The sequence below is a fragment of the Chryseobacterium sp. KBW03 genome (assembly GCF_003852415.1).
In the GTDB taxonomy this organism is placed as follows: domain Bacteria; phylum Bacteroidota; class Bacteroidia; order Flavobacteriales; family Weeksellaceae; genus Chryseobacterium; species Chryseobacterium viscerum.
Window position 1 is genome coordinate 42026 of record NZ_QAJO01000003.1, and the last position, 24066, is coordinate 66091.

Annotated in this window: 18 protein-coding genes; 7 read left to right on the forward strand and 11 right to left on the reverse strand. The window is 34.9% G+C overall.

Annotated features, from left to right (window positions below):
* The first annotated feature begins 76 nt into the window (after positions 1 to 76).
* Positions 77 to 733: a response regulator transcription factor gene (locus DBR39_RS04135; RefSeq protein ID WP_124530969.1), complete on the forward strand. Its 657-nt coding sequence runs from the start codon at positions 77 to 79 to the stop codon at positions 731 to 733.
* A 74-nt stretch (positions 734 to 807) separates the two neighbouring features.
* Here DBR39_RS04135 and DBR39_RS04140 read toward each other — a convergent pair whose 3' ends face one another.
* The 4 genes from DBR39_RS04140 to DBR39_RS04155 form a co-directional block, all read right to left on the reverse strand.
* Complete coding sequence (locus tag DBR39_RS04140) at positions 808 to 1191, reverse strand: response regulator (protein WP_124530970.1); 384 nt, start codon at positions 1189 to 1191, stop codon at positions 808 to 810.
* A 23-nt stretch (positions 1192 to 1214) separates the two neighbouring features.
* On the reverse strand, positions 1215 to 2756 hold the full coding sequence (locus tag DBR39_RS04145) for a response regulator (RefSeq protein WP_124530971.1): 1542 nt from the start codon (positions 2754 to 2756) through the stop codon (positions 1215 to 1217).
* A gap of 485 nt (positions 2757 to 3241) precedes the next feature.
* Complete coding sequence (locus DBR39_RS04150) at positions 3242 to 4717, reverse strand: argonaute/piwi family protein (protein WP_124530972.1); 1476 nt, start codon at positions 4715 to 4717, stop codon at positions 3242 to 3244.
* Between the two features lies 1 nt (position 4718).
* On the reverse strand, positions 4719 to 6098 hold the full coding sequence (locus DBR39_RS04155) for an SMEK domain-containing protein (protein ID WP_124530973.1): 1380 nt from the start codon (positions 6096 to 6098) through the stop codon (positions 4719 to 4721).
* Positions 6099 to 6860: 762 nt separating this feature from the next.
* Here DBR39_RS04155 and DBR39_RS04160 point away from each other — a divergent pair.
* From DBR39_RS04160 to DBR39_RS04170, 3 genes are all read left to right on the forward strand, one after another.
* Positions 6861 to 8069, forward strand: a complete 1209-nt coding sequence (locus DBR39_RS04160) for a site-specific integrase (RefSeq protein WP_124530974.1) — start codon at positions 6861 to 6863, stop codon at positions 8067 to 8069.
* Between the two features lie 222 nt (positions 8070 to 8291).
* A complete protein-coding gene (locus DBR39_RS04165) occupies positions 8292 to 10184 on the forward strand; it encodes a DUF262 domain-containing protein (protein WP_124530975.1) in 1893 nt (630 codons plus the stop codon).
* Positions 10185 to 10194: 10 nt separating this feature from the next.
* The gene (locus DBR39_RS04170) at positions 10195 to 12606 is read left to right on the forward strand and encodes a DUF262 domain-containing protein (protein WP_124530976.1); all 2412 of its coding nucleotides are present in this window, start codon (positions 10195 to 10197) and stop codon (positions 12604 to 12606) included.
* Between the two features lie 75 nt (positions 12607 to 12681).
* Here the strand turns inward: DBR39_RS04170 and DBR39_RS04175 are convergent, their stop codons facing one another.
* The 7 genes from DBR39_RS04175 to DBR39_RS04205 all read right to left on the reverse strand — a co-directional run bounded on the left by DBR39_RS04175 (position 12682) and on the right by DBR39_RS04205 (position 18355).
* Positions 12682 to 13512 (reverse strand): hypothetical protein, encoded by an 831-nt coding sequence (locus DBR39_RS04175; RefSeq protein ID WP_124530977.1) that lies wholly within the window; start codon positions 13510 to 13512, stop codon positions 12682 to 12684.
* Between the two features lie 196 nt (positions 13513 to 13708).
* Positions 13709 to 14722 (reverse strand): hypothetical protein, encoded by a 1014-nt coding sequence (locus DBR39_RS04180; protein WP_124530978.1) that lies wholly within the window; start codon positions 14720 to 14722, stop codon positions 13709 to 13711.
* A gap of 15 nt (positions 14723 to 14737) precedes the next feature.
* Positions 14738 to 15328 carry a hypothetical protein gene (locus tag DBR39_RS04185; RefSeq protein ID WP_124530979.1) on the reverse strand — a complete coding sequence of 197 codons (591 nt, stop codon included), beginning with the start codon at positions 15326 to 15328 and terminating at the stop codon, positions 14738 to 14740.
* A gap of 3 nt (positions 15329 to 15331) precedes the next feature.
* Positions 15332 to 16231, reverse strand: a complete 900-nt coding sequence (locus DBR39_RS04190; RefSeq protein WP_124530980.1) for a nucleotidyltransferase — start codon at positions 16229 to 16231, stop codon at positions 15332 to 15334.
* A gap of 3 nt (positions 16232 to 16234) precedes the next feature.
* Positions 16235 to 16993, reverse strand: a complete 759-nt coding sequence (locus DBR39_RS04195; RefSeq protein WP_124530981.1) for a GGDEF domain-containing protein — start codon at positions 16991 to 16993, stop codon at positions 16235 to 16237.
* Positions 16994 to 17626: 633 nt separating this feature from the next.
* Positions 17627 to 17803 carry a DUF3606 domain-containing protein gene (locus tag DBR39_RS04200; protein WP_124530982.1) on the reverse strand — a complete coding sequence of 59 codons (177 nt, stop codon included), beginning with the start codon at positions 17801 to 17803 and terminating at the stop codon, positions 17627 to 17629.
* Positions 17804 to 17980: 177 nt separating this feature from the next.
* Complete coding sequence (locus DBR39_RS04205; RefSeq protein WP_124530983.1) at positions 17981 to 18355, reverse strand: helix-turn-helix transcriptional regulator; 375 nt, start codon at positions 18353 to 18355, stop codon at positions 17981 to 17983.
* 498 nt (positions 18356 to 18853) lie between these two features.
* Here DBR39_RS04205 and DBR39_RS04210 point away from each other — a divergent pair, with 498 nt between their 5' ends.
* The 3 genes from DBR39_RS04210 to DBR39_RS04220 all read left to right on the forward strand — a co-directional run bounded on the left by DBR39_RS04210 (position 18854) and on the right by DBR39_RS04220 (position 24039).
* Positions 18854 to 19384, forward strand: coding sequence for a hypothetical protein (locus DBR39_RS04210; protein WP_124530984.1), 531 nt, complete (start codon positions 18854 to 18856; stop codon positions 19382 to 19384).
* 140 nt (positions 19385 to 19524) lie between these two features.
* The gene (locus DBR39_RS04215) at positions 19525 to 20817 is read left to right on the forward strand and encodes a TlpA family protein disulfide reductase (RefSeq protein ID WP_124530985.1); all 1293 of its coding nucleotides are present in this window, start codon (positions 19525 to 19527) and stop codon (positions 20815 to 20817) included.
* Positions 20818 to 20829: 12 nt separating this feature from the next.
* A complete protein-coding gene (locus DBR39_RS04220) occupies positions 20830 to 24039 on the forward strand; it encodes a SusC/RagA family TonB-linked outer membrane protein (protein ID WP_124530986.1) in 3210 nt (1069 codons plus the stop codon).
* Positions 24040 to 24066 lie beyond the last annotated feature (27 nt).

Consider the following 24066-nt stretch of genomic DNA (forward strand, 5'->3'; position numbering starts at 1 on the left):
GAAAGATTTAAAAAACAAGGATAAATGGCAGGCTAATTGAGGGTAATATATAGTTTCTTTTATAATTTTTTTTTGAATGTTTAAGATATTACTTGTCGAAGATCACAAACTGGTCCGTAACGGCCTGAGGCTTATCCTTGATTCGCATGATGAGATCACCGTTATAGGGGAGTCGGACAATGGAGTTCAGGCGCTCGAATTTCTGACTAATTGCGAGCTTCCCGATCTTATAGTAACTGATATCAATATGCCGGAGATGGACGGAATTTCCTTGATCAGCAAAGTAAAGTTTCAGTTTCCCGAAGTTAGGATAGCCGTGTTGTCCATGATCGACGAAAACACCACAGTTCTGGAAGCTTTCAGGGCTGGAGCAGCGGGATACCTATCAAAAAATGCAGACTATAATGAACTTTTGGGCGGAGTGCTGCAGGTTGCCGGCGGAGGAAGATATCTTTCAAACTCAATCGGATTAGGGCTTCTGGATAATTTCCATGTTATCGAGCCCGCGCATATCGAAAAGGAAATGATCTGCCAGCGCTATGATATTTCTGAACGGGAGCTAAGTGTTTTGGAACTGATTGCTCATGGATTCACCAATGCGGAAATTGCCGACAAAATTTTTCTGAGCAAACGAACCATTGAAGGCCATCGCCAGCAGTTGATCGATAAAACAAAAACAAAAAATACAGCAGATTTAGTACGTTTTGCATTTCAAAACAGACTGCTTGTGTAGTTTGTGGCTTTCAGCTGATGAGCTAGTTTGGGAATTCTATATTATCCAACATAAACAAACGTTTGAAAGCTTTGTCATTTTGATTTTATAAAAGAAGTAATCTCATTGATAAGAAGGTCAATATCGATTGGCTTTGCAATATAACCGTCGGCGCCCGCCTGTAAACATTTTTCCTTGTCACCATTCATTGCCTGAGCTGTCACCGCTATTATGCCTACATCTTTATAAGCCTCGGAAGATGACCGGATGGTCCTGATCGCTTCATATCCGTCCATGTCAGGCATCATCATATCCATCAAAACGAGCGCTATTTTATTTTCCCGTTTTAAAAGCTTTAATCCACGCTCTGCAGAGTTGCACGTCAGAATCGAATAACCTTTTGATTTAAAAACAAGGTTAAGTGCGAAAATATTTTTAGGTTCATCATCGATGAGAAGAATTAGTCTATTTTGTTCCATGTTCTTTTATTTTGCAATTAATTTTAGTACAACCATACCCGAAGGAGCGACAGCAACTGGTCTGTGTCAACAGGCTTAGAAATGTAATCTGAAGCTCCCGCTCCGATGCACTTCTCGCGGTCACCGAGCATAGTTTTCGCGGTAACGGCAATTATGGGAACAGCTTTGTAATGTTCATTTTGGCGGATGATCTGAATAGACTGGTATCCATCCATTTCTGGCATCATCATGTCCATCAATACGATTGCTATATCCGTATGCTCCTCCATACGCAATATTGCCTCTTTTCCATCTGTTGCGGAAACGACTATCATCTGATGTTTCTCAAGCGCCTGGGTAAGGGAGTAGATGTTTCTGATATCATCATCGGCTATAAGAACTTTTTTATTTTGCAGGACATCGGTCAGGCCGCCCAGTTTATTTTTCCTTGCTGTTTTATCATCTTTTCCAGTTTCTACAAGGTGGAGAAAAAGCCCTACCTCATCCAGTATCCTTTGGTAGGAATTAGCCGTCTTGACAACGATAGCGTCAGCATATTGCTTCACTTTAAATTCCTCGGCAGGGGACAGGCTTTTTCCTGTAAAAATTATGATCGGTAGATTTTCCAAACCTGTATTTGTTTTAATCGCTTCCAGCGTTTCATAACCCATTTTGTCAGGTAATCCCATATCCAGAATAATACAATCCGCTCGATCGGAGCACAATGCTTCGATACTGCTTTGCACATCAGTTTTTATCTCGGACTGGATGTCAAAGCTGCTGAGAAAGAAGGAGAGTGCTTGGGCATGTTTCGAGTTCTCCTCCACAATCAAAACTTTGCGGGGACCGCGCGCCAGCGCTTCTTCTATTTTTCTGAAAATCTGATCCATTTCTTCGAGAGCCAGCGGCTTATTGATAAAATCAATTGCACCATTTAACAAGCTCTCCTTCTTTACCTGAAATGACGACATAATGTGAACCGGAATATGTCTGATTTTTGGATTTTTTTTGATCTCATCCATTACCTGCCAACCATCCATAATCGGTAGTTGGATATCGAGCAAAATCGCAGTAGGTAGACATTCAGCAGCAACTTTTGCGGCCATATCTCCACGGACTATCACAATTCCCTTGTAATGGTGCTGCCTGGCATACTGCAAGAGTGCGCGGGCAAAATTGGTATCATCCTCAACAATCAGAATTATACGGTCTTGCGGTTGAATGTTATTCCGGTCGTCCTCAATTTCATCGGGCACCGAAGAAAGAACATAGTTAGGGGCAGGCTGTAATTCAATGACATCAGTAATGTTTTCTTCAATTAAATTGTTAATTTCCGCTGCTAATGGGATTGGCTTTTTTGTGATTTTTTTGAGCGGAATACTAAGGCTGAACGTACTTCCCTGTTTTAAAATGCTTGTAAGCTGAATTTCGCCGCCCAATAACCGGGCGAGCTCGCGGCTAATGGAAAGGCCCAAGCCGGTTCCCCCGAATTTTCTTCGTGTGGATCCGTCAGCCTGCTGAAAAACGGTATAAGGAAGTTTATCTATTTCATAATGAAACTCAAAAGTTTTGTTGGTCTCTTCCATATGGTTTATTTTTTACCAAATTACAAAAAAAGCCCTTTGTGTAAAAATGTCAGTTTATTAAACGGCCGTAATGATGAACAATACGTTGAAGACACCCATATCAGGTCCGGAAATTTGTAGAAGTTATCATATAAGGGTCATCCGGTGGCAAAACTGTTTTCGTCCGGGAACAAGGTATCAATGGACCTTTTGAAACCTGTTTCAGACCTGTTTTTATCTATAAAACTAACTTGCGTGTGCTTTATTCCGGAAAGGTATGCAATCTTAAAGCCAAAAGAAGTCAAAGGCGAATTTACTCAGTTTAAGCCGAGTTTATTCACCTTTGAAGATATAAAATGGAGAGCTTTTGAGATGTTATTTATGTAACGCAAGACTCAAAGAAGTCCTTTTGTGCTTCAATAAAAATTACTTTTAAATTTTTAGTTGCCTGTGGGAATGAACTGATAAGTATGTATGTAACCTTTTAAGAAAGCGTTTTCTGCAGTTTACATGTAAAAGCTGTATTTTAATTGCGGTTGATCGTCGGGGTCGAGATATTTTAAAATATCTCCAACCTTTCTGCTACATTCTATGGTAATGGGATATTTTCGATCAAACTGCGTATTGTTCCAATTCATCTTCGTAAGTCCCAGAATTTCTTTACATATTACTTCCGGAGATTCATCATGTGAAAAAAGCCTTATAAGAAGAGGATCTGGTATATAAGCACCTGGATAGGTTTCAAAGTAATTCACAAACCCTCTAGTATATAAAATGAAATTCTTACTATCAATTGTACACATGGTACCCCTTAGCGGTGGGTACATATTATCTCTAAAGAGTCTAAGAGAGGAGGACATGATCGTTACAAGATCAATGGAATTGATTTTATGTTTTGATGTTGCCCTTCTAAATCCTTCAATTTCACTTTCGCTAAAATTTGAGGATTTATGGATAACAAGACGTTGAGGGAAGATTTTTAAAGCTTCGTAGTATTCACCCAAAGCCGTGTCCATGAGCTCAAAAGCTTGTTCTTCCGATAGGTGTGGTTCGCGATCTCCTTTTTTCAATTCAACTTCGGCTCCTCTCAGTATAACTCCTTTGCCATGCTCGTTAAAAATTTGGGTAACACTGGTCTGAATAGTCTGCTTATCACGACTTCTGTAAAAACTAATACCAGCGTAGCAAATAATATCAGAGCTTTCTTTTTTTAATGACCAAGGTGTTCCCGAAGCTTTGTAGTATATTGCTGTAAAAAAATTCCATGCAATAGTCGCTGCATCTTGCATGTCTCGGGAGGGCGATGCAATTTTGTCACGCATAATTTGGATTGGAACGCCATATCTCATCGCCTTAGCTTTAAGTAACCGGCGGAAATTGTATTCCTTTTTGTTTATTTCAATATCAGAATAAAATTCCTCATCCGCATGTTCAGCAAGATCTTCATCGTTTAGATCTGCTTCATCCAAAATGTTGTTGTTTGAGTTCTTCTTTTTTGTTCCTGAAGTAAAAAACAAAGAGGTAAGCTTCTCATCCAAGATGCATAAGATTACATCAGGCTTCTTGTTTTTTGTTAAGAATTTTATTTCGGTCATATAAATCTGAACCATATGTTCAATTACGGCATCAAGATCATCAGCTTTTTTAATAAGCTGATCAACATCAGAATTGTTTAGTTTTCTTAAATAGCTTTGATCATACACGATTTCAGACTGAAATGCCATTTCTTTATTAAAACCGGGAAAATCGGCAAAAAGATTTTTAAGGTTAGGCTTATTATTACGGATAGTTTTTTTTGCTGACTGCAACCAATTTGTAATACTATCAATACTTTCGCTTTTACCGATAAGTCCCAGGGTTATTTTTTCCGGACGTACACTCTCTAAATCGTATGGCGACATGCCAGCTATTCCTCTTTTAGGGCAAATTGATTCCCCCAAACCAAATTCTAAAATAGGCTCTTCTAATAGTTTTATCTTCATCTTAAATAGTATAGGTTAATTCCATCGGTGAAGGCAGTTCAAACTGAATGGTATCATATGCAATCTCGTTTTCCAGGTTATTTATGAGACAGTAACAAATAAATCTAAATACATAGTAAATACTTTTGTTAGTTTCAAGCCGTTTAATTCCTGACAAAAGATCTTTTTCTAAATTACTTTTTTCATAACCATTCCAGGTGTAACTCCAAGTTGGATTTATTGAAAGATAGAATACATCGTCAAAATTATGTATAAAAGTGGAAAATGCCACATGTTTAAAGCATAGTATCTGTGTGTGATCCTTATTCCAGATTTCATCCACGGCGGCTCTTGTCGCCTGTTTTTTTAGTTTCCATGTAATCTTCCGAACCATTGGTGTTTTACTCGTAAATGTGAATCTGAAGTATCCTTCTTTTTCAATCCATCTGATGTATTTGTTATATAGTTTCTGGTTGATACATGATTTTAGCAATCCAATGAAGGAGTTTTTGTAATTATCATTGACGGTAATAAACTCATCAATATCAATGCTTTCAACCGTACCTGTATCTATTATCTTTTGTAAAGGATTTTTGGAACTTGTGAGATCACTAAAACTTATAAGTTTATTTTCCACAAAATACCAGTCTCCAACAAATTTTACACCTGCAAAATCTAAAGCTCGCATAATAACTTTTCGTTGGGAGGCACTTTTCTTCAGTTTATATTCGGTTTCCCAAGATTTATTTATAATTTGTTGCCTTTCAATATTAAGCTCCGCAATAAAAATCTTTTGAGGAGTACAAATTTTTATAAGATTCGGATAGATATCTTCTTGAAAGATTTCTTCGACATTTTCTGCTAATTTTTTTCGAGTTTCAATTTTTTCATCCGTAAACTCTTCAGCTAAAAGATTGACTATATTATTGATGCGGGTCGCCTGAATTATCGAGTCAAGCATATTCATTACGTTGCTATAATCAATAACGTGCTTAGTTGGATCAAAATCTATTTTACCATCTAAAATTTCATCATAAGATTCGTTGTTATATGATTTCTTCTTCTCTGTCAGGATGTATACATAGACGAAATCTACATCATTGTAGATATTATGGTCAATGACTTTTTTTAATGTGTGTTTGACCTTGGTATTATCATTTGAAGAAGTAATCTGGAATGCTACTCGATTTTCAGTATCGATCAGGTCAATGCCAGGATAGTTCTTTTTAGTTTTGTTCGCATTCTCCAAACGTAGTTGGAAAAGTTCATTCAGCAGGGGAATTAATACATTTTCTGAATGTAGATTTATATCATAAAGATTGGCAGAGTTTAAGATTTCTACTTCACTTTTAAACCTGCTTAGTGATTGTGCAATACTGGCTATACTTTGGCTCCTATTCATTCTCTAAATTTAGTACTAAATTATCGTAAAACAGTGCGGGAAACAGTAAATATGTTGTAAAAAGAAATATTACTATAATCCTTTATTTTTCCAAATTATGTGGGATGTGCGTGTATTGACCAGATCCAGTGAAAAACTGAAAAGGTCATTTTAACATCATAACCTCGGAAATATGAATGATGGTACATTAACTAATACATATAAGAAACAAATAGACTTACTTCATTTCTCAATGGAGTAAAAAAGGATAATTATGAGTAAGGCTTACGATCGGAGCGCTCGGTTTCCCACTGGTGGCATTTATAAATTTAAACGTCCAATTATTGAAGATTTTTTCCTTAAAATTCTTATATTTGCTTAAATGAACTTAGTTTAATTTAATTAAGATTTTAAGAGAATTAACAAGATAGACGGGTGTGTGGCCCATATGTGGCATCTTTCTATTTTCAATTTGTAACTAATTGGTTTACATGTTGATAGAATGTTAGGTGGCAATCCCTCACTCTCCGCCAGTTGGGAAACCAAAATAAGCTAAAACGCTGTAAACATCAATGTTTACAGCGTTTTTTGTTTTGCGCTAGTATCAAAGAAAATCAAAAAAGGCCATATTAAAAGTGACCTATTTAGTGACCTATCGTGAAAATATCAAAATAGGTCACTGAAATCTCTGAAAAACCCGACCAATAGGCAGTCTAACGATTGAACATCTTGCAAAAAGTGGTAACAAAAAGTAAATTATTAAACAATTAAAGTTATCACACGATGAACAAAACATTCAACCTACTATTCTTTATAAAAAAGAATAAAATTAGAACAAATGGAACTGCTCCTATCTACTTAAGAATTACGATAGACGGCAAGGCTGCAGAGATTGCAGCTAAAAGGTATATCGATCCAAAGAAATGGGATAATAAATCACAGAAAGCCGTAGGTAATACTCAAGAAGCCAAAACACTGAACTCTTACCTTAAAACTTTGGAACAGCAAGTTTACGATTTCCACTACCTGATGCTAAAAGAAGAAGATTTTATAACAGCAGAAAGTTTAAAATCTAAACTGCTTGGGACTGATGTTACCACAAGAATGCTCATTCCTATTTTTCAGGATCACAATGATAAAGTAGAAGCATTAATAGGTCAGGATTTTGCGCCCGGTACATTGGAACGGTACAAAACCTCTTTAAAACACACACAAGAATTTCTAAATTGGAAATATAAAATTTCTGACATTGATATTACAAAGATTGATCACGCTTTCATAATGGATTATGATTTCTGGCTTCGTAGTGTCCGAAAATGCGCTAACAATACTGCTGTAAAATACATCAAGAATTTCAAAAAGATCATGCGATTATGTATGGCGAACGGCTGGCTATCAAAAGATCCTTTTCTAGGCTACAAAGCAAAAATTAAAGAAGTGGAACGTCCTTATCTTATCAAAGAAGAAATACAGATGATCTACGAAAAGAAATTTGCATCAGATCGATTGAACCAAGTTCGGGATATTTTTCTATTCAGCTGCTATACCGGATTGGCCTACGTGGATGTCAAGCAATTGTCAAAATCTAACATCAATATCGGCGTTGATGGTGACCAATGGATTTTTACCCATCGTCAAAAGACCGATACCTCAACGAGAGTTCCGCTATTACCAGTGGCTCAGGAGCTGATTTTAAAATATGAGAATCATCCGCAATGTGTCAATTCAGATATTCTTTTTCCTGTTCTCAGCAATCAGAAAATGAATTCCTACCTCAAAGAAATTGCGAGCGTCTGTGGAATCAATAAAGATTTGACGTTCCATATCGCAAGGCATACGTTTGCTACTACTATTACTTTGTCCAATGGTGTCCCTATTGAAAGTGTGAGTAAGATGCTTGGGCATACTAATATCAAAACGACTCAGCATTACGCGAAGATTCTTGATAAGAAAGTGAGTGATGATATGGCGGTTTTAAGGGGGAAACTTTAGCACGAGAGTTATCCCGTAATTTTTCTATACTTTTTTGATATATATTTGAACATTTATTTTGTGGATTAACAAATTTGTTAGTAAGAAAAGTTAGTTGGAAAAACTTATAAAAAATGGCAATATAAGGGGCTGAGGAATTTTGAATAAAATACAGGATAAGGGATTGCTCATAAATAAGAGTGATTAACAGTATAATTTAATTAATAAAACTAAAAAACAACCGTGAAGAAAAACACAATCTTATTATTTCCTATCAAAAAACTACGAGATATAACTTTCGAAATTGGTAATTATCAAAGAGGATACAAGTGGGGGAAAAAAGAAACTTTAGAGCTACTTAACGATATTAATGAATATAAAGCAGATTCCGGACTATACTGTCTTCAGCCTATTATTTTGAAGCCGACAGCTACCGAAAGACAAAAAATACAGATAGATGCCGAAACTATAGAAATCTTCGCAAAGAATGAAGTAATAGATGGTCAGCAGAGAACAACAACATTATTTCTATTGTTGTCATACTTAGAGTTTATTAATGCTATAGATTCTTCTTGGAAGTACGATATTGATTTCTCAACCAGAACCCGTAGCGGTGTTTTCCTCAAAACAAAACTTCATGAGCTTTTTACTTTCAATATAGATGCACTTCAAGATTCTGATGTTACAGAGCGAGATTATAGCAATTTGAAAACTGTCAATGGGCTTTGGTCAGCTTTTATAATGAAACATAAAGATTATGATACGGTAGATGTATATCACTTTTTTGTCGTCTGCCTTTTTATCCGCAAGTGGTGTGAAATAATGCTCATTAATAAAGGTTCTGCGGAGGATTTTGTAAAGAAACTGCTGAACGATGTAAAAGTGATTTGGTATTCGCTGGATTCGGCAATGAACAATGATAGAGTGATAGACGTTTTCCTAAATAACAATAAAGGTAAAATAAAGCTAACAAGCTCAGAATTGATAAAAGCACTATTCATCTTGGACATTAAAAGAAAGGAAGTTCAGGAATTGGCAGATTTCAAAGTTAGTCAGTTTGCTTTGGAATGGGATGCAATAGAAAAATCATTACAGGAAGATTCCTTTTGGTATTTTATACAACCAAACGAAGATTTGTACACAGAGGGAACAAGAATTGATTACCTGTTTGATTTGCATCTTAATAAAAAAGCAGAGGATGACCTATTTGCGTACAGATTTTATGAGAAAAACTATAACCAGAGTACAGGAAAATTGCCTTCATTTGCAGATGAATGGGAAAAAATAGTACAGCTTCATAACAAAATTGTTGACTGGTTCAAAGATCCAGAACTTTATCATTATATAGGTTACTTGACGAATGCCCATATCAAAAATCTTGGTCAAATAATAGAAAAACTTAAAGGTAAAGGTAAAAAGGATTCCAAGACGGAACTCAAAACCATGATTATCGAAGCTTTTAAAAAAGAGGCAACAGATGATAATAAAAAAGTTTACAAGATTTACAACTTGGAAAATCTGCATTTTGAAAAACATAAAGCAGAAACCCAAAAAGTTCTCTTACTCCACAATGTTTTATATTATATCAATAACATTTCTGAAAACAAATTTCCTTTTGAACTCTATGTAAATATGAAATGGAGCATAGAGCATATTATTCCCCAGAATCCTAAAGAAATTACGGACTTTGAATTGTACAAAAATTGGTTTGGGGAGCAGGTAAAGTTTCAGTATGAAGGCAAAGAACTTGAAAACGTAGATATACTAGATCAATTAAAAAGTAAGAAATCCTTTGAAGATCTGAAAACCGATGAGCTGCTAGTTGGACGAATAGATGAATTAGTAAAATTGTTCGCAAATAGAACGCACCAAATTAATAATCTGTTACTTTTGGATAGATATACCAACAGTGCATTGCAAAATGATCTATTTGAAGAAAAAAGAAAAAAAATATTGAGATTTGATAGAAATGGACAAACCGATTCAGGGGTGCCTGTTTTTATACCAGTCGAAACATTAAATGCTTTTAATAAAACATTAAATGAAAAATTTTCTTACACGCATTGGACAAATGAAGATGGAGAAGCGTATAAAAAAGGAATTGAAGAAAGATTAAACGAATTTTTACCAAACTAAAAACTAGTAAATGTCAATATCAAATTATACATTTTGGAAACTCCTCAATGATCAGGGAGTTGAGATACCATCTATCCAAAGAGATTATGCGCAAGGTAGAGATTACGGTAAAATCCCCGTAATTAGGAAAAAATTTCTTGAAGCGATCATCCATGCTCTTGTTTACAGAGAAAAATTAGGACTTGACTTTGTATATGGGAAAATTTTTGGACTCAGAAATGAAGAAGAATATAAGAGAAATAAAAAAGCACTCGAAGCATTGTTGCTTAGTATAAAAACTTATGCTAATTCTATTGACCTCACTATTGGAGAAACTTCCGTTGAAGAGAAAGATTTTGAAGATCAAAAGTTAATCTATTTGATTCCCTTAGATGGACAACAAAGATTAACGACTTTATTTCTTATACATTGGTATTTAGCCAAGAGGCTAGGAAATTTTGAAGATTTATCGACATTGAAAAATTTCAAATATAGAACCAGGAAAAGTACAGAAAATTTTATTCATTTACTATGTACTGATGTTAAGTTGGATTTCAGACTTAATCTAAAAGAAGAAATTATTAATCAAGAAGGCTTTTCAAATACTTGGCAGAATGATCCGACCGTCAATTCTATGCTGAATGTAATAGAGGAAATACACAAATTAGTTGATCATAACTATTCCGAACAGGAATTAATATTGTTATACGAAGGTCTTACTACTGAAGATTTAATTTACTTTGATTTTTTAGATTTAAAGGATTTTAATCTTTCTGATGACCTTTATGTGAAAATGAACGCTAGAGGAAAGCAGTTATCTGATTTTGAAAATTTCAAAGCTTGGTTATTCAACAAAATCGAGCAAGAAAATTTAATAAAAGATAATTCGAGGACAGATTACAACCAAAATTTTGATGTTTCTTGGAATGATATTTTTTGGAATGCAAAAAGTAAAAACATATATGAGATTGATAGTAGTTATTTTGAATATTTCAAGCTTAGTTTTCTAAGTCATTTTATAAAAGAATACTCAGCAAAAGAAAATTCTATTATAATTAAAAATGCAAACGGATATTATATTAATTCAGAAATAGTAGATGTATTGGTCAAAAAATCGCCTGACTTTGATTTCGAAAAATTTTTTGATAATGATGTTTTCAAAAATAATCTGCAAACCTATTTTCGATTTTTAGAATTATGTAAAGTTGAAACGACTGGAGAATCTAATATGATGATTTTAGATTCGACATTGGAAGAGTTTTTTAGTTTCTATCTTGAAAATGATTCTTTTAAGACTTTTAGCCAGTTCTACTTTTCAGCAAATATTATATCAACAAATTGGTGGCAAAAACTTTATTTTTTTGCTATTCAGCGTTATATTTTAAAAGTAGATAAATATCTCAAGCAATATTCTCAGGAAGAATTAAACCATTTAAGAGATTACAACCGCATCATTTCAAATTTAATCTTTAATTCTTACGTAGATTCCCCAGATGATTTTAAAAACAATCTACATTCAATAGAGGTACTTCTTGAATCACTAGATTTTTCAAAGTCATTAATAAAACAAAAAGATTTAATATCCACAATGTCTTTTCCTAAAATTCAGAAAGATGATGAGATTGCAAAATGTGAACTGCTTGTAAATGAAGATTGGAGAACTCCTATAGTGCTTGCGGAAAAGCATCCTTATTTTTATGGACAAATTAAATTTATTATTGATTTTTCAGGAAGAGATTTAGATGAATTTCAGAATATTTTCAATAAGATTAATCCTTTATTTCGAAAAGAAATTTTGAATCACGAATCTTTTTTATTACAAAGAAGTCTTCTTACAAAAAGTGATTATTTTATTTCAAAATCTGATAATAAAAAATCGTTTCTTAAAAATACTTTTGGTACCGTCAGAGAACGTAATGAAAATTGGAGACAGATTTTTAATGATGATAATAAAAACAAAATCTTGAAATCTCTAATACTTGATACTGATTACGATGAAAACAAATTAGAAATATCATTAAAAACTATTATTCAAAAATGTATAGGCTCTATTTCAATTGACGGTATTAGCTTTGAAAATTTACATTACAAAGAGTTATATATTAGATGTCCTGAAATTTTCAATTATGGACGAGAAAATCTTATACAGCTATTTAATAATCATTATGCTTATCAGCTAAATTCTACATCGACTATTGGTTATTTTAATGAACTAATTACGTTTTACATAAAAAAGTTATATTTTAAAAATGTGAAGGAAATTGAGTATAATTTTGAGATTGGATGGGATAATAATCCTTCTTTAAGAATAAATAATTACATTATCAAACTTGAACCTTCCAATAATAGAATTACTATAGTCGAAGAATCTACAAATGTGTGCGAAGTATGCTATAATATAAAAGAAGTTGTGCTAAAGATTAAGATACTTCTTGGTTTATAGAGATCTTTAAAATTATTATAACTCTCAATTTTATAGAAAAACAACTGTTAGACAAATAAACTGACAATCAATTTTTTAAATTATTTTATTTTCAAAAAATGTATTATTTATGTAATTGAAAATTTTTAAAGATTCCGCAAAACCACCACAAAATTGATTTTCAAAACACATTGTTGTTAATTCCGATTTCTGAATCATTTCTATTATAAGTTCTTGGCTGCTGTAAAATGAATGATTATCTCTGCGGTATTCCTTTATTAATTTTTCGTCAAGAATTTCTGCAGGAATCGCTACTCTTTTATCCAATATCTCAGTTGAAAAGCAATCTAAGTCAAAATCAATTATAAATTTATTTTTTGGTTCAAAGTAAAATTGTCCATCTTCATTAATCCAGCCAAAATCATCCCAAAATTCTCCAAAATCATCCTCTTTTATTATGTCATTTAAGCATCCTTTATTGGAAATTGCATCCCAAATGTAGCCTAAATTATATAGCTTTTTTGTTCCAAATTTAATGGTTTCATAAGCAGTGAGAAATCCTAAAGAACTTTCGGTTGAATTAAATAGAAATACATTTTCGATTAAACCCAATTCCATTCCAGTTTTTATCCAATCATCATCTAAAGCTCTAAGGTCAAATTCCGTAAATGTCCAAAACTCTCTTATTGATGGTTCATTCTCATTAAAGATTTTTATGGTTTCCAATGCTGATTCATTCGGTTTACAAAAGTCATCATGATTATCAAACAAAATAATATTAACGGGAAAATCAATTTCTTTGTTTAGCTTTTTAGCAAATAAAACATTTAGAATTGTTCTGTGATCTTCATAGATAATTACATCTCCGTTTGGAGTACGCTTAACATTAATATTTGCTCTTTGTTCAATATGTATTTTTTCATTCATTTGAAATTGATTTTATTAAAATTGTAGATAACAAGAAAAGTATTAGCGAAAATGTAGTTTAATTTCGACAAAATATTTGACATTTCTCTCTGAAATGAATTTATAAAATTTAATAGCAAATTGAAGCAGATATTATTGAAAATCGTTCTATTATTAACTCAATTATTAACTCAATGCCATATTTTTGTAGTCATTTTTAAAACTCTATATTATCTCTTAAAATCCATCCCATTTGCGGAACTCCATCTTTTGGATCTATATATTTTATTAAAACCCAAGTTGGTTGCTTTTTCCAAACCTCAACGAAATAATTTTTAGGAAGTTCATTAATTATGCTCGATCTTTTGTTGGGCTTCAAAAGTACTTTAGATTTATGAATTAACCTTTGTTCTTCAATATTTTTCTCTCTATGACTTTCTATTTTTTTTACATATCCTAAAGTTTTTTGTTGCACTTGTTTTAATTCGATAACATCTTTTTTTGTAGCCAGTTCAGGCTTAGTTTGTATAAAATCGTAATATTGATGCATCGCTGTAAACATCATTAATATTTCAAAAAATTTAAGGATAATTGCACCAGATTGCTTATGTTTTTCGTAGTAAAATGTGAATTTCTCGAACAATAAGTTAAATGATATTTCTAATTGCCTTTCATTATTTTCAATTATATTATCTGAAAATTCGAGCGCATCACTTACAAAACTTTGGTAATCTTCTAATATTTCCCATTCATTATTATTTGAGGCTATTTGTGTTAGTCGTGCAGTAAGAGAATTAAAAGCTATATTTATATTTCCAATTTTTTGTATTTCCAAAGTTGAATTGATAAGCTTAGAAACTGATGTTGCATTTTGTATTGATTTTAAAGTTTCAAAATATTGAATGCTTTGTAAACTAGTAATTCCTTGCAATGCGATAACTGTCGAATCTGGAATTTTTGGAGCTGCAATTTGTTGTAATATTGAAGATATTGAACTGAACGCTGAAAGACTATTCATCATTTTTTTTTGACTCTCTAAAAGTCCGTTAAATTGATAACTCTTTAATACTTCAGACATTGGCATAAATGCTGCCATAGTTTGCGCACTTAAACTTAAAGTAGTTTTTTGAGATAATTCCTGAAGTTGTAAAGATAATGAGGAACTAAATAACGAAGAATTAACTTTATTATTAACTTTACTAAGTGAATTTAATAATTCATTTATATTCATAAGACAGTTTCAATTTTATAAGTTGTTCTTTTTTTCTAAAGTTATTTCACCGGTTGTTTCTCTATCGGTCCAATATTCACCGTCCATTTTTTCAACTTTAAAACCGTCAAAGTTCAAAATTGTAGAGCCATAATACATTTCGCTTCTTTCTCTTACTCCAGATTTAGGAGTGTTTAAATAGGAATAAAATAGTTGTTGAAATCCGCGCTCAGTATCAATATCAAATGATGCTCCTATACTGTAGCTACGGCTTTCATTAGTTTTAATTTTTACTTGAATATTAAAGAAATTTTGAATTATTGAAATTTCAATTGGGATTGGTTCAAGTTGCTTTTCTTTCCAGTTTGATTTAACTGTTCCTACCCAATTTCCGGATAAATTAGGAAAAGGGACAAGCCAAGGATAAAATATTTTCCATTTCCAAGCCCAGGTTATAAATATCATCCATATAACTATATTTATAGAAATTGTCGTAGATATATGTGTTATAGCCTTTTGAAAATCAATACTATCTAAATTTTGTGTTGATACAAAAATTATAGCATACACAATAAATGCAAGCCATAAAATCGCAAATGCAAAAATTCTTATATTGTGTTTAACCATAATCTAAAATTCTAAATAATTCCAAAGCTGAACCATATATTCATTTACGTCTGACCTTGACCACTTTCTACCACTGTAAAATAGATAAAGTAATTCAGAAACTTCACCCCATTCTTTGCAAGTGCTATCTTCCGTAGTTTGTTGGTAAATATAAATTATTGATTGCTTTAATCTTTCTGTCCAACTGTCATATTCATTCATAATTCGGTTTGGTGTGTTCCATACTAAGCATTCAAGCAAAAAGGAGGTGATGTTGTCACTTACTTTTATTCCATCATCAATCATTTTGTATCGAACTTTTCGATGGAGTCTAGTCAATAGTTTAAATCTTCTAGAAGTATTTGAATTTTTATTTATCGCATTTTGAATATGTTGCTTTGGAAAATTAACAATTCCCCAAGCTGAATTGTCAGGAAAAAATTTAGCTCCGAGAACAAAGGTTCCATTTTTATTATAGCGTCTATAATTCCATGTTGGAACAACATCAGTCTGTATTCTGTAAGTATTTTCTTTAATTGTTATGCATTTGTCATTTCTGACCACTTCGCTTCTTCCAAATTTTCTTACTAAGGCATTTTCAACATCATCCTTAAACTCTTTGAAAGTATATGCAGCAGAACCAAGTTTATCTAAACCAATGTCTGTTTCTGTTGTGTTTTCTGGTAATTCGAAGTAAAACCCACCAGTATATCTAACATTAATATCAATGTCACTATTAAGCTTTACATTAGTATCATTCGCATAAGAACCCTGGCCGAAAGTTTCAGTAGATTTTGTTTTAAGTTTTGGGTCATCATTAATAGCTTCTCGAACCATTCTTTCTGAGTTCTCAAGCTTTGTCTGTTCTGTTTCACTTGGTGGTTTAGTCCAACTAGTTAATGTATCTTCGGAATATTTTGCCATATCTTAAACTATTATTTCTGTGCAATTTTTATTTTGTTTTTTCTTAGCATTTTGCAAAGCTTTATTAACTCTATTTAATACATCAACTTTCAATTCCCCCTTATTAAATTCAGTTACGCCACAAGAAACAGTAAGCTTAAAATGATTTTCATCTATATCAAATGAAGAATTAGCAATAAGTTTTCTCTTTCTATCTGCTGCAACTTGAGCATTATATAATGATGTTTGTCTTGCAATAATTAAAAATTCATCGCCCCGCATAAAGTATCTATACGTTTCATCTGTTATTCGACTATCCTTTGCTAAAAGATCTCCAAGTTTTGTTAGAATTTTGTCAGCTACCTCATAGCTGTTCTTATCATTAAATTTTTTAAAATCATCTATATCAAACAGAATAATAGAAATTGGTTCTTCTTTACTTTCTCTACCTTTTTCTAAATTTTCTAAGTCTTTTTCTAATGCTTTATAATTTTTTAGACCAGTTAATTCATCGATTTGGTTTTTTGCTTGTATTGATTTGAACCTATTATTAAAAAGTATAAATGAAAATGTAAAACAAGCTAGTGCTATTACCAATGACAGAATTATAACTGACCAAAAAGTGATTGAAATTTCTAATTCAAGTTTTTCTTTTATATGTGGTATATATTTTAGAATTATCACCAGAATGAATGTAACAAAGAGATATTTTAGTACATCGTAGAAAACTCTTGAAAGAACATCTTTTTTAAACTTAGAAAATGAGTCTATTATATATTTCATTGTATTGGCGTGTTGTATTTAAAATGTCTATTAATGCAATGAACTTGTTTAAAGCAAAAATTCAATGATGAGAAATTAATTATTTTATTCAATTTGTGATCGTTTTATCTCGACTTTTTAGGAAAAAGCCCTTCAGAATTAAAAAACCTCCTCAGATTATCCTTTTTTAGCCTCGCAAAAATTTACTTTAAACAAGTTCAGTATATATAAAAGTTTCTTTCCTTCAATAAAAATATAATTTTATAATGTTTTTCAAAACAGTATATTATTTTATTAGGCATATTTTGTCCTTTTCAAACAGTTTTACAAAACTACTATGTTAGCATATTTTTACATTATTCCTTTTGGTTTCATTTTCTTAATTGGTCTACAACATTTCTCATTCCTTATCAAACAAATGTAATTCTGAATAAATATTTTATATCTAAAAAGAGAGTGAATAATTTTGGTTATTAATAATAAATATTTTTAATATTGGATAATTACGGTTTTCCGTAAAAAACAAAAATAAAAAACGTTACAAAGTTTCCACTCAGTATTTTTATTAATTTTTTTAGTTTTTAAAAGGTTTGTATACTTTGCAATAATGAATCCTAACTTTCGTCAGGATTCATTAATTAAATTGAAAGCTCGTTATTTTCCAAGATATTTCTGTACTGTAACAGAAGAAGTTCCAACAGCCTTAACTGCTTCTTTTAACTTTTCTTTGGTAACACCAAACTTTTTTGACCAGTATTCTAATTCCCAAGTTTCGTTTACATTTACTTTACTTGCATCTTGTGGTCTTCTTTTACTTAAATCATCATTCATAATAAATAATTGGTTGGTAGATAAAAGTAAAGATAAGTAGCTTCCATCTTATATAATTACGGATTTCCGTAAATAACAAAAATAGAAACAATAATGAAATCATCATTCAGTATTTTCACTGATTTATAGTGATTACAAATTCAGTGTTTTCCATAAATAAACAAATCCCAACTCTCGTCAGGATTTTCTCTTGTTTAGATTCTTATATTTATTTTTCAAAAGCTTCTTAACAGCTTCATAATAGTCTTGCTTTTCCTTAGTAAGTTTCTTTTCTAGGCTAAGACATTTTTCCACAATTGACAGGTTTTCTTCTAAAGATTTTAATTGAAACATCGATTCATCATCTAATCCAACAGCTTGAAAAATTTTCAGTAAGTTTTGCCAACTGGGTGAAGTTTCTGCTCGTTCTACTCGTCCAATCATAGTCGCATTAGAACCAATGAACAAACCAATATCCTCCTGCGAAAGATTTTTCTCTAATCTTTTAAATTTAATCAAGCACCCGATTTGCAATGCGAGAATATCTATTTCCTTGTCATCATAACTTTGCATTTAGTAAAATTTGGAAAAAATCAATAAATTATTCGATACAAATTTGTATCGAATAATAATAATCGATATATTTGTGAAAATTACACCTAAGATGTAATTTTGCGATACTTCAACGAATATTAGAAGCTATTGCTTAGAATCTTGTACTAGAAAACTGGTAATTTTTAAACACACAAGACGATAAGCAGGAAGCCCACGACCTAGGCGTGTGTTTCTCTCTTATCTGTGTGTAAGGTATACCAGTACCTCTAGTACGGATATTGTAGAGTTCCACGCCGTTTTATTTCCTATGCAGTCCGCTATCTCTACAATTCTCTAAGCTGCTTTTACAAAATACAGTATTAGGACAGATACAATGGCAGCGCAACCATTGCGGCTTTATAGCTTTCATGGGACACAATTTCATTCATATTAATTTTTGGCTTGTATGGGGCGGGGAGCTTTGTAAGAAAGACTCCAAGGCTTCCTCCTATGCGGTCATTAAACAAAACAAAACGATTGAAAAATAAAAGGATAGACTTTGACGCCCGATTTTGGTCCGGCAACAGGAAACATTCCAAATTAAGGCTTATTGAGACCTTTTTCCAGTTCAATGACTTGGTTACCGCCAAACAGATGCTCAACAACATTATGATCTATGCCGGGAAAAAGAAAGCTGCGATCAATAAGGATTCTTCGGCGATTTTCCATTTTCATCAGGCCTTGCGATCCTTCGTGCGGGCGTGCTATGCAATCAGGTTGAAGAAAACGACTTGGGAAATGAATGGTAGTCCTGAAAATCATTCTCCATTGATACAAGCCTCTCTTTCAGATGAGGAATATCTTACTCCAACCCTGGTATTTCAAAATGCTTTTGCAGAATACAACATCAAGGATTTCGACTACTACATTGCAGTTGCGGTCTATTTTTCAATGGGCATTTATGCTCATGCAGCCGAGAGCAAAATTTTTGCACCCTACATCCATCTTATTAAAATGCTGGATGCAGCACACCTTATCCTCGAAAGAAGAATCCAAAAGAATCAATAATCATTAAAAGTAAAATTCAGAGAATGGAAAACAGTACCTAGAATTACCCCACTAAAATAAGAAAGCCCTTTCCCTCAGTTTGCAGACCACAGGAAAGAGCATATCAGTTATTAATAATTATTAAAAACCTATTCAAAAGTATGAAAAATATCTTTTGCAGGGGAATCTTATGCCTTGTTATAGTGGTATATGGATATACCTTTGCACAGAATAAACCCCTGAAAAAAGGCAGCGTCGTTCCGGAAAGTTTCTATACAAAACCATTCGAGGCTGTTAACATACCACAGAACTCCCTCAGCTTTTCAAAAGAAAGAAATAAACTCATCCTCATCGACTTCTGGGCGACCTGGTGCAGCAGCTGCCTGGCCAATTTCCCGAAAATGGAAGCCCTGCAACAGCAGTTCGCCGACCGGATCTCCATTGTGGCCGTTACCGACCAGAACCGTGCTGTGCTGGAAAAGTTCTTTTCCTCCACCAATGGAAAGCGGTACGCCGGGATGCCTTCTGTAACAGGTGATCAATTCCTCCACCAGCTTTTCCCACACAAAGGTGTGCCTTATATTGTATGGATCAAAGATGGCAAGGTACTCAACACCACCGATGCCGAGCAGGTGACGGAAAAGACGATCAGCGAAATTTTAGGAAATCAACAATCATCTCTTCAGACGGTCGTCCAGATCGATAAGACCCGTCCACTGATGCTTTCTGAAAGCTATGATGCAGAAAAGAACACGGAATTATCAGCCTATTCTTTTTTATCAAAAGGCAGAATTCGGTCTCTGGATTATGGTACCTACTTTCACAGGAACAAAGGTAAAACCTTCGGCAGGCAGTTTACCAATCTTTCTCTGATGGAAATTTACAGTGCATTAGGCGATGAACTGTTTGAACTTCGGGGAGAACATTTCAGTACCAAAAGGATCGTCAACAGGATTCGAAAACCTGAAGAGATCGATTTCAAGACCACAGTTCCCGGAGCAGAAAGCGATTCCAAATTATATAGTATCGATTTTATAGTCCCTAAGACACAGGCCGATTCCCTGTATGACAGAATGCTCAGTTTCATCAATGATAATACCGCTTACAGCGCATCCCTTGAAACGAGAATGACCAGATGCCTTGTACTCAAACGTATTTCCGACACCGACAAGATGGGCAGTAAAGGCGGAGTTTTCCGGGATAACTTTTTCGGACAGCCTTCAGAGCTGAACAATTCCCCTTTGGAATATCTGATCTCCGCACTTAATGCCAATAGCGATTTAACTCTGCTTCCCGTAATCGATGAGACCGGCTACAAGGGAAAAGTGGACCTGCGGTTTTCCAAGAAAAGTGACTTCCCAGGCTTTCAAAAAGAACTGGCCGGATATGGTCTGACACTGGAAGAATCGGAACGTTCCCTCCTGATGTTTATCATCAAAGACAAACAACCTTAAATATAAAATGTTATGAAGAAAACTTTAATCTTTCCCCTGTTGTGCTTCAGTATTTGTGCGATGGCGCAGCAGCAGATTCAGGGCGTCGTGACCGACACTACAACCTTAAAACCGATTCCAGGTATCAAGGTAAGTATTGCTGATGCAAAAACAACAACGGTCACAGATAAAGAAGGACAATTCAAGCTGATGGTGGAAAATGGGGCTTCACATACGGTGACCATAACATTTTCCGGAAAAGGTTTCCAGAGCCGGGAACTGAAACTCGCCCTCCCTTTGCAGAAATCGCTGACCATCGAGCTTTCAACCAAAGTGACCGACATACAGCAGGTGGTCATTTCAACCGGCTATCAGAAGATCCCTAAAGAGAGAAGTACAGGCTCCTTCTCCTCAGCGGATAACAAACTCCTACAACAGCAGATCACCACCAATATCATAGACCGTTTGCCAGCCATACTGAGTGGTCTGAGTGTTAGCACAGGCTTATCTGAAAGTGGTCAGTTGATGGTTCGTGGGCTTAGCACCTTTCAGGGACCAAAAAATCCTTTAATCATTCTCGACAATTTTCCCTACGAGGGAGACCTTGGCCGCATCAACCCGAATATGGTCGAAAGCATTACTGTACTGAAAGATGCTGCTGCATCAAGCATCTGGGGAGCAAGGGCCGCCAACGGTGTTATCGTGATCACCACGAAGGGATCAAAATTCAATCAGCCCCTCTCTGTTGAATTTACAACCAATACCACCCTAAGTTCCAAACCGGATCTTAGCTATAGCAGGCAGATGTCAAGCTCAGATTTTATTGATGTCGAAATGCAGCTTTTCAAAAATGGTTATTATAACAACTATATCAGTTCACCCGGTCACCCGGTGCTTACCCCTGTTGTGGATATCCTCAATAAGGAACAGCAGGGATTGCTCCTCCACGATGAGGCAATGAAACAGATAGACAGGCTGCGTAATATCGATGTGCGTGACCAATACCGTAAATATATGTATCAGCCGATGGAAAACAGGCAATATGCCCTGAATCTTTCAGGAAGTGCCCAAAGATTATCCTGGACATCTTTTATAGGCTATGATGACAATTCCGGAAATCTGGGTGAGAAGTATCAAAGGCTTAACACAAAATTTCAGAATGTATGGAAACCCACAGACAAACTGACGCTGACCACGGGCGTATATTATACCGACACCCGATTTACAAGCGGGCGAAGTGCCTATAATACCATTACGATGAAAGGAAACTGGAAGATTCCTTATATGGAATTCGCAGATGCCCAGGGGAATCCTTTGGTGGTCAATTCCATCTTTGACCAGAACTATAAGAATAGCCTTCAAGGGAGAGGTCTACTGGACTGGAATTACTATCCGCTCACCGACTGGCAGCATAATGTCACACGAAATGACACCAATGAGATCATCATCAACGCCGGGATCAACTACAAGATCATCAAGGGGCTTGATGCGGATGTCAAATATCAATACCAGCGCGTGAACGGGCAAAGCTCAAACCTTTGGGATAAAGACAGCTACGAAGCAAGATACCTGATCAACAGCTTTGCGCAGAAAGATCCTGACGGGAGCATCAAGTTCATTATTCCCAAAGGCGGTATCCTGAACAAGGGTAACACCCAGGCGGCGATCAATAATCTCCGTGGACAGCTCAATTATGACAGGACATTCGGCAGGCATAATATCTCAGCGATAGCCGGCGGCGAGGTACGGGAGACCATTACCAATTATGAAACGAACCGTTATTATGGCTACAACCCAAATGATATGTCTTTCGGGGTGGTCGACCTTACCCACCAATATCCGCATTTTATCACGGGAGAAAATAACTTCATTGAAAATAACAGGTCTTTGAGGAGAACCACGCTCAATTTTCTGTCCCTTTATGCCAACGCTGCCTATACTTTTGATAAACGCTATGTGGTCTCCGGGAGTATCCGCAGGGATGCTAGCAACCTGTTTGGTCTCAAGACCAATGAACAATGGAATCCGTTCTGGTCAGCAGGCTTAGCCTGGAATGTATCAAACGAAAAATTTTACAGGGTGAACTGGCTTCCCAACATCAAACTAAGAGGTTCTTACGGATTCAACGGCAATATCGATTCTGCTATGGTAGCAGTGACCACGATCGCCTACGATCCCGAAGTTTCCGTATATACAGGAGAACCGACAGCAAGAATCGACCAGTACTTCAATCCTAAGCTACGATGGGAAATGATGAGGATGATCAATCTAGGTCTGGATTTTTCCACAAAGAATGACCAGATCTCCGGCTCGGTAGAGTTTTATACCAAAAAAGGAAGTAATCTGTTCGGACAGGCACCTATCGATTATACCACCGGCATCACGACTATGCTTTGGAATGTGGCGGGAATGAAAGGAAACGGAATGGATGTGGTGCTCCATACAAAAATTGTGGACAGGCAATTTAAATGGAACAACACCATCAATTTCAGCACTTACAAGAATAAAGTGACCGACTATTACCTTCCGACAACTTTTGCCGGTGACTTTGTGACCCAAGCGGGTTCTACAGCTCCGGTTTCAGGAGTCTTTGGTCTGCCGGTCTATTCGGTCTTTGCTTACAAATGGGCAGGACTCGACCCGCAGACAGGAGACCCCAGAGGTTATCTGAACGGTGAGGTCAGTAAAGACTATGCCGAGATCATCGCTTCGGACAAAGGCATCGAGGATCTTCAGTATTTTGGTTCCGCCATTCCGACAAGCTTCGGTTCATTCATTAATTCATTCGGTTATAAACAATTCAGCCTAGATGTTGGGATCACCTATAAGCTCGGGTATTGGTTCAGACGGAGTTCCATCAACTATACCAGTCTGATGAGCAGCCGGGACGGGCATAGTGATTATTCCCAAAGATGGCAAAAACCCGGTGATGAACTTTTCACTGATATCCCTTCCAATACCTATACCGCTAATTCTGCCAGAGATACCTTTTACAGCGGCTCATCCGTTTTGGTAGAGAAAGGAGACCACATACGCTTGCAATATGTCAATTTCGGATATCAGTTCAATGCATCCGAGCTGAGGGGATTTCCTTTAAAAAGCCTGAACCTTTATTGTTCGGTGAGCAATCTTGGGATTCTCTGGAAGGCGAATAAGGCAGGAATTGACCCCGACTATAACTGGGGAACCTATTCATTGAAGCCTGTCACAACATATTCACTGGGATTGCGGGTCCAATTTTAAAACAGCATTAAGCAAGCATTAGCAAAA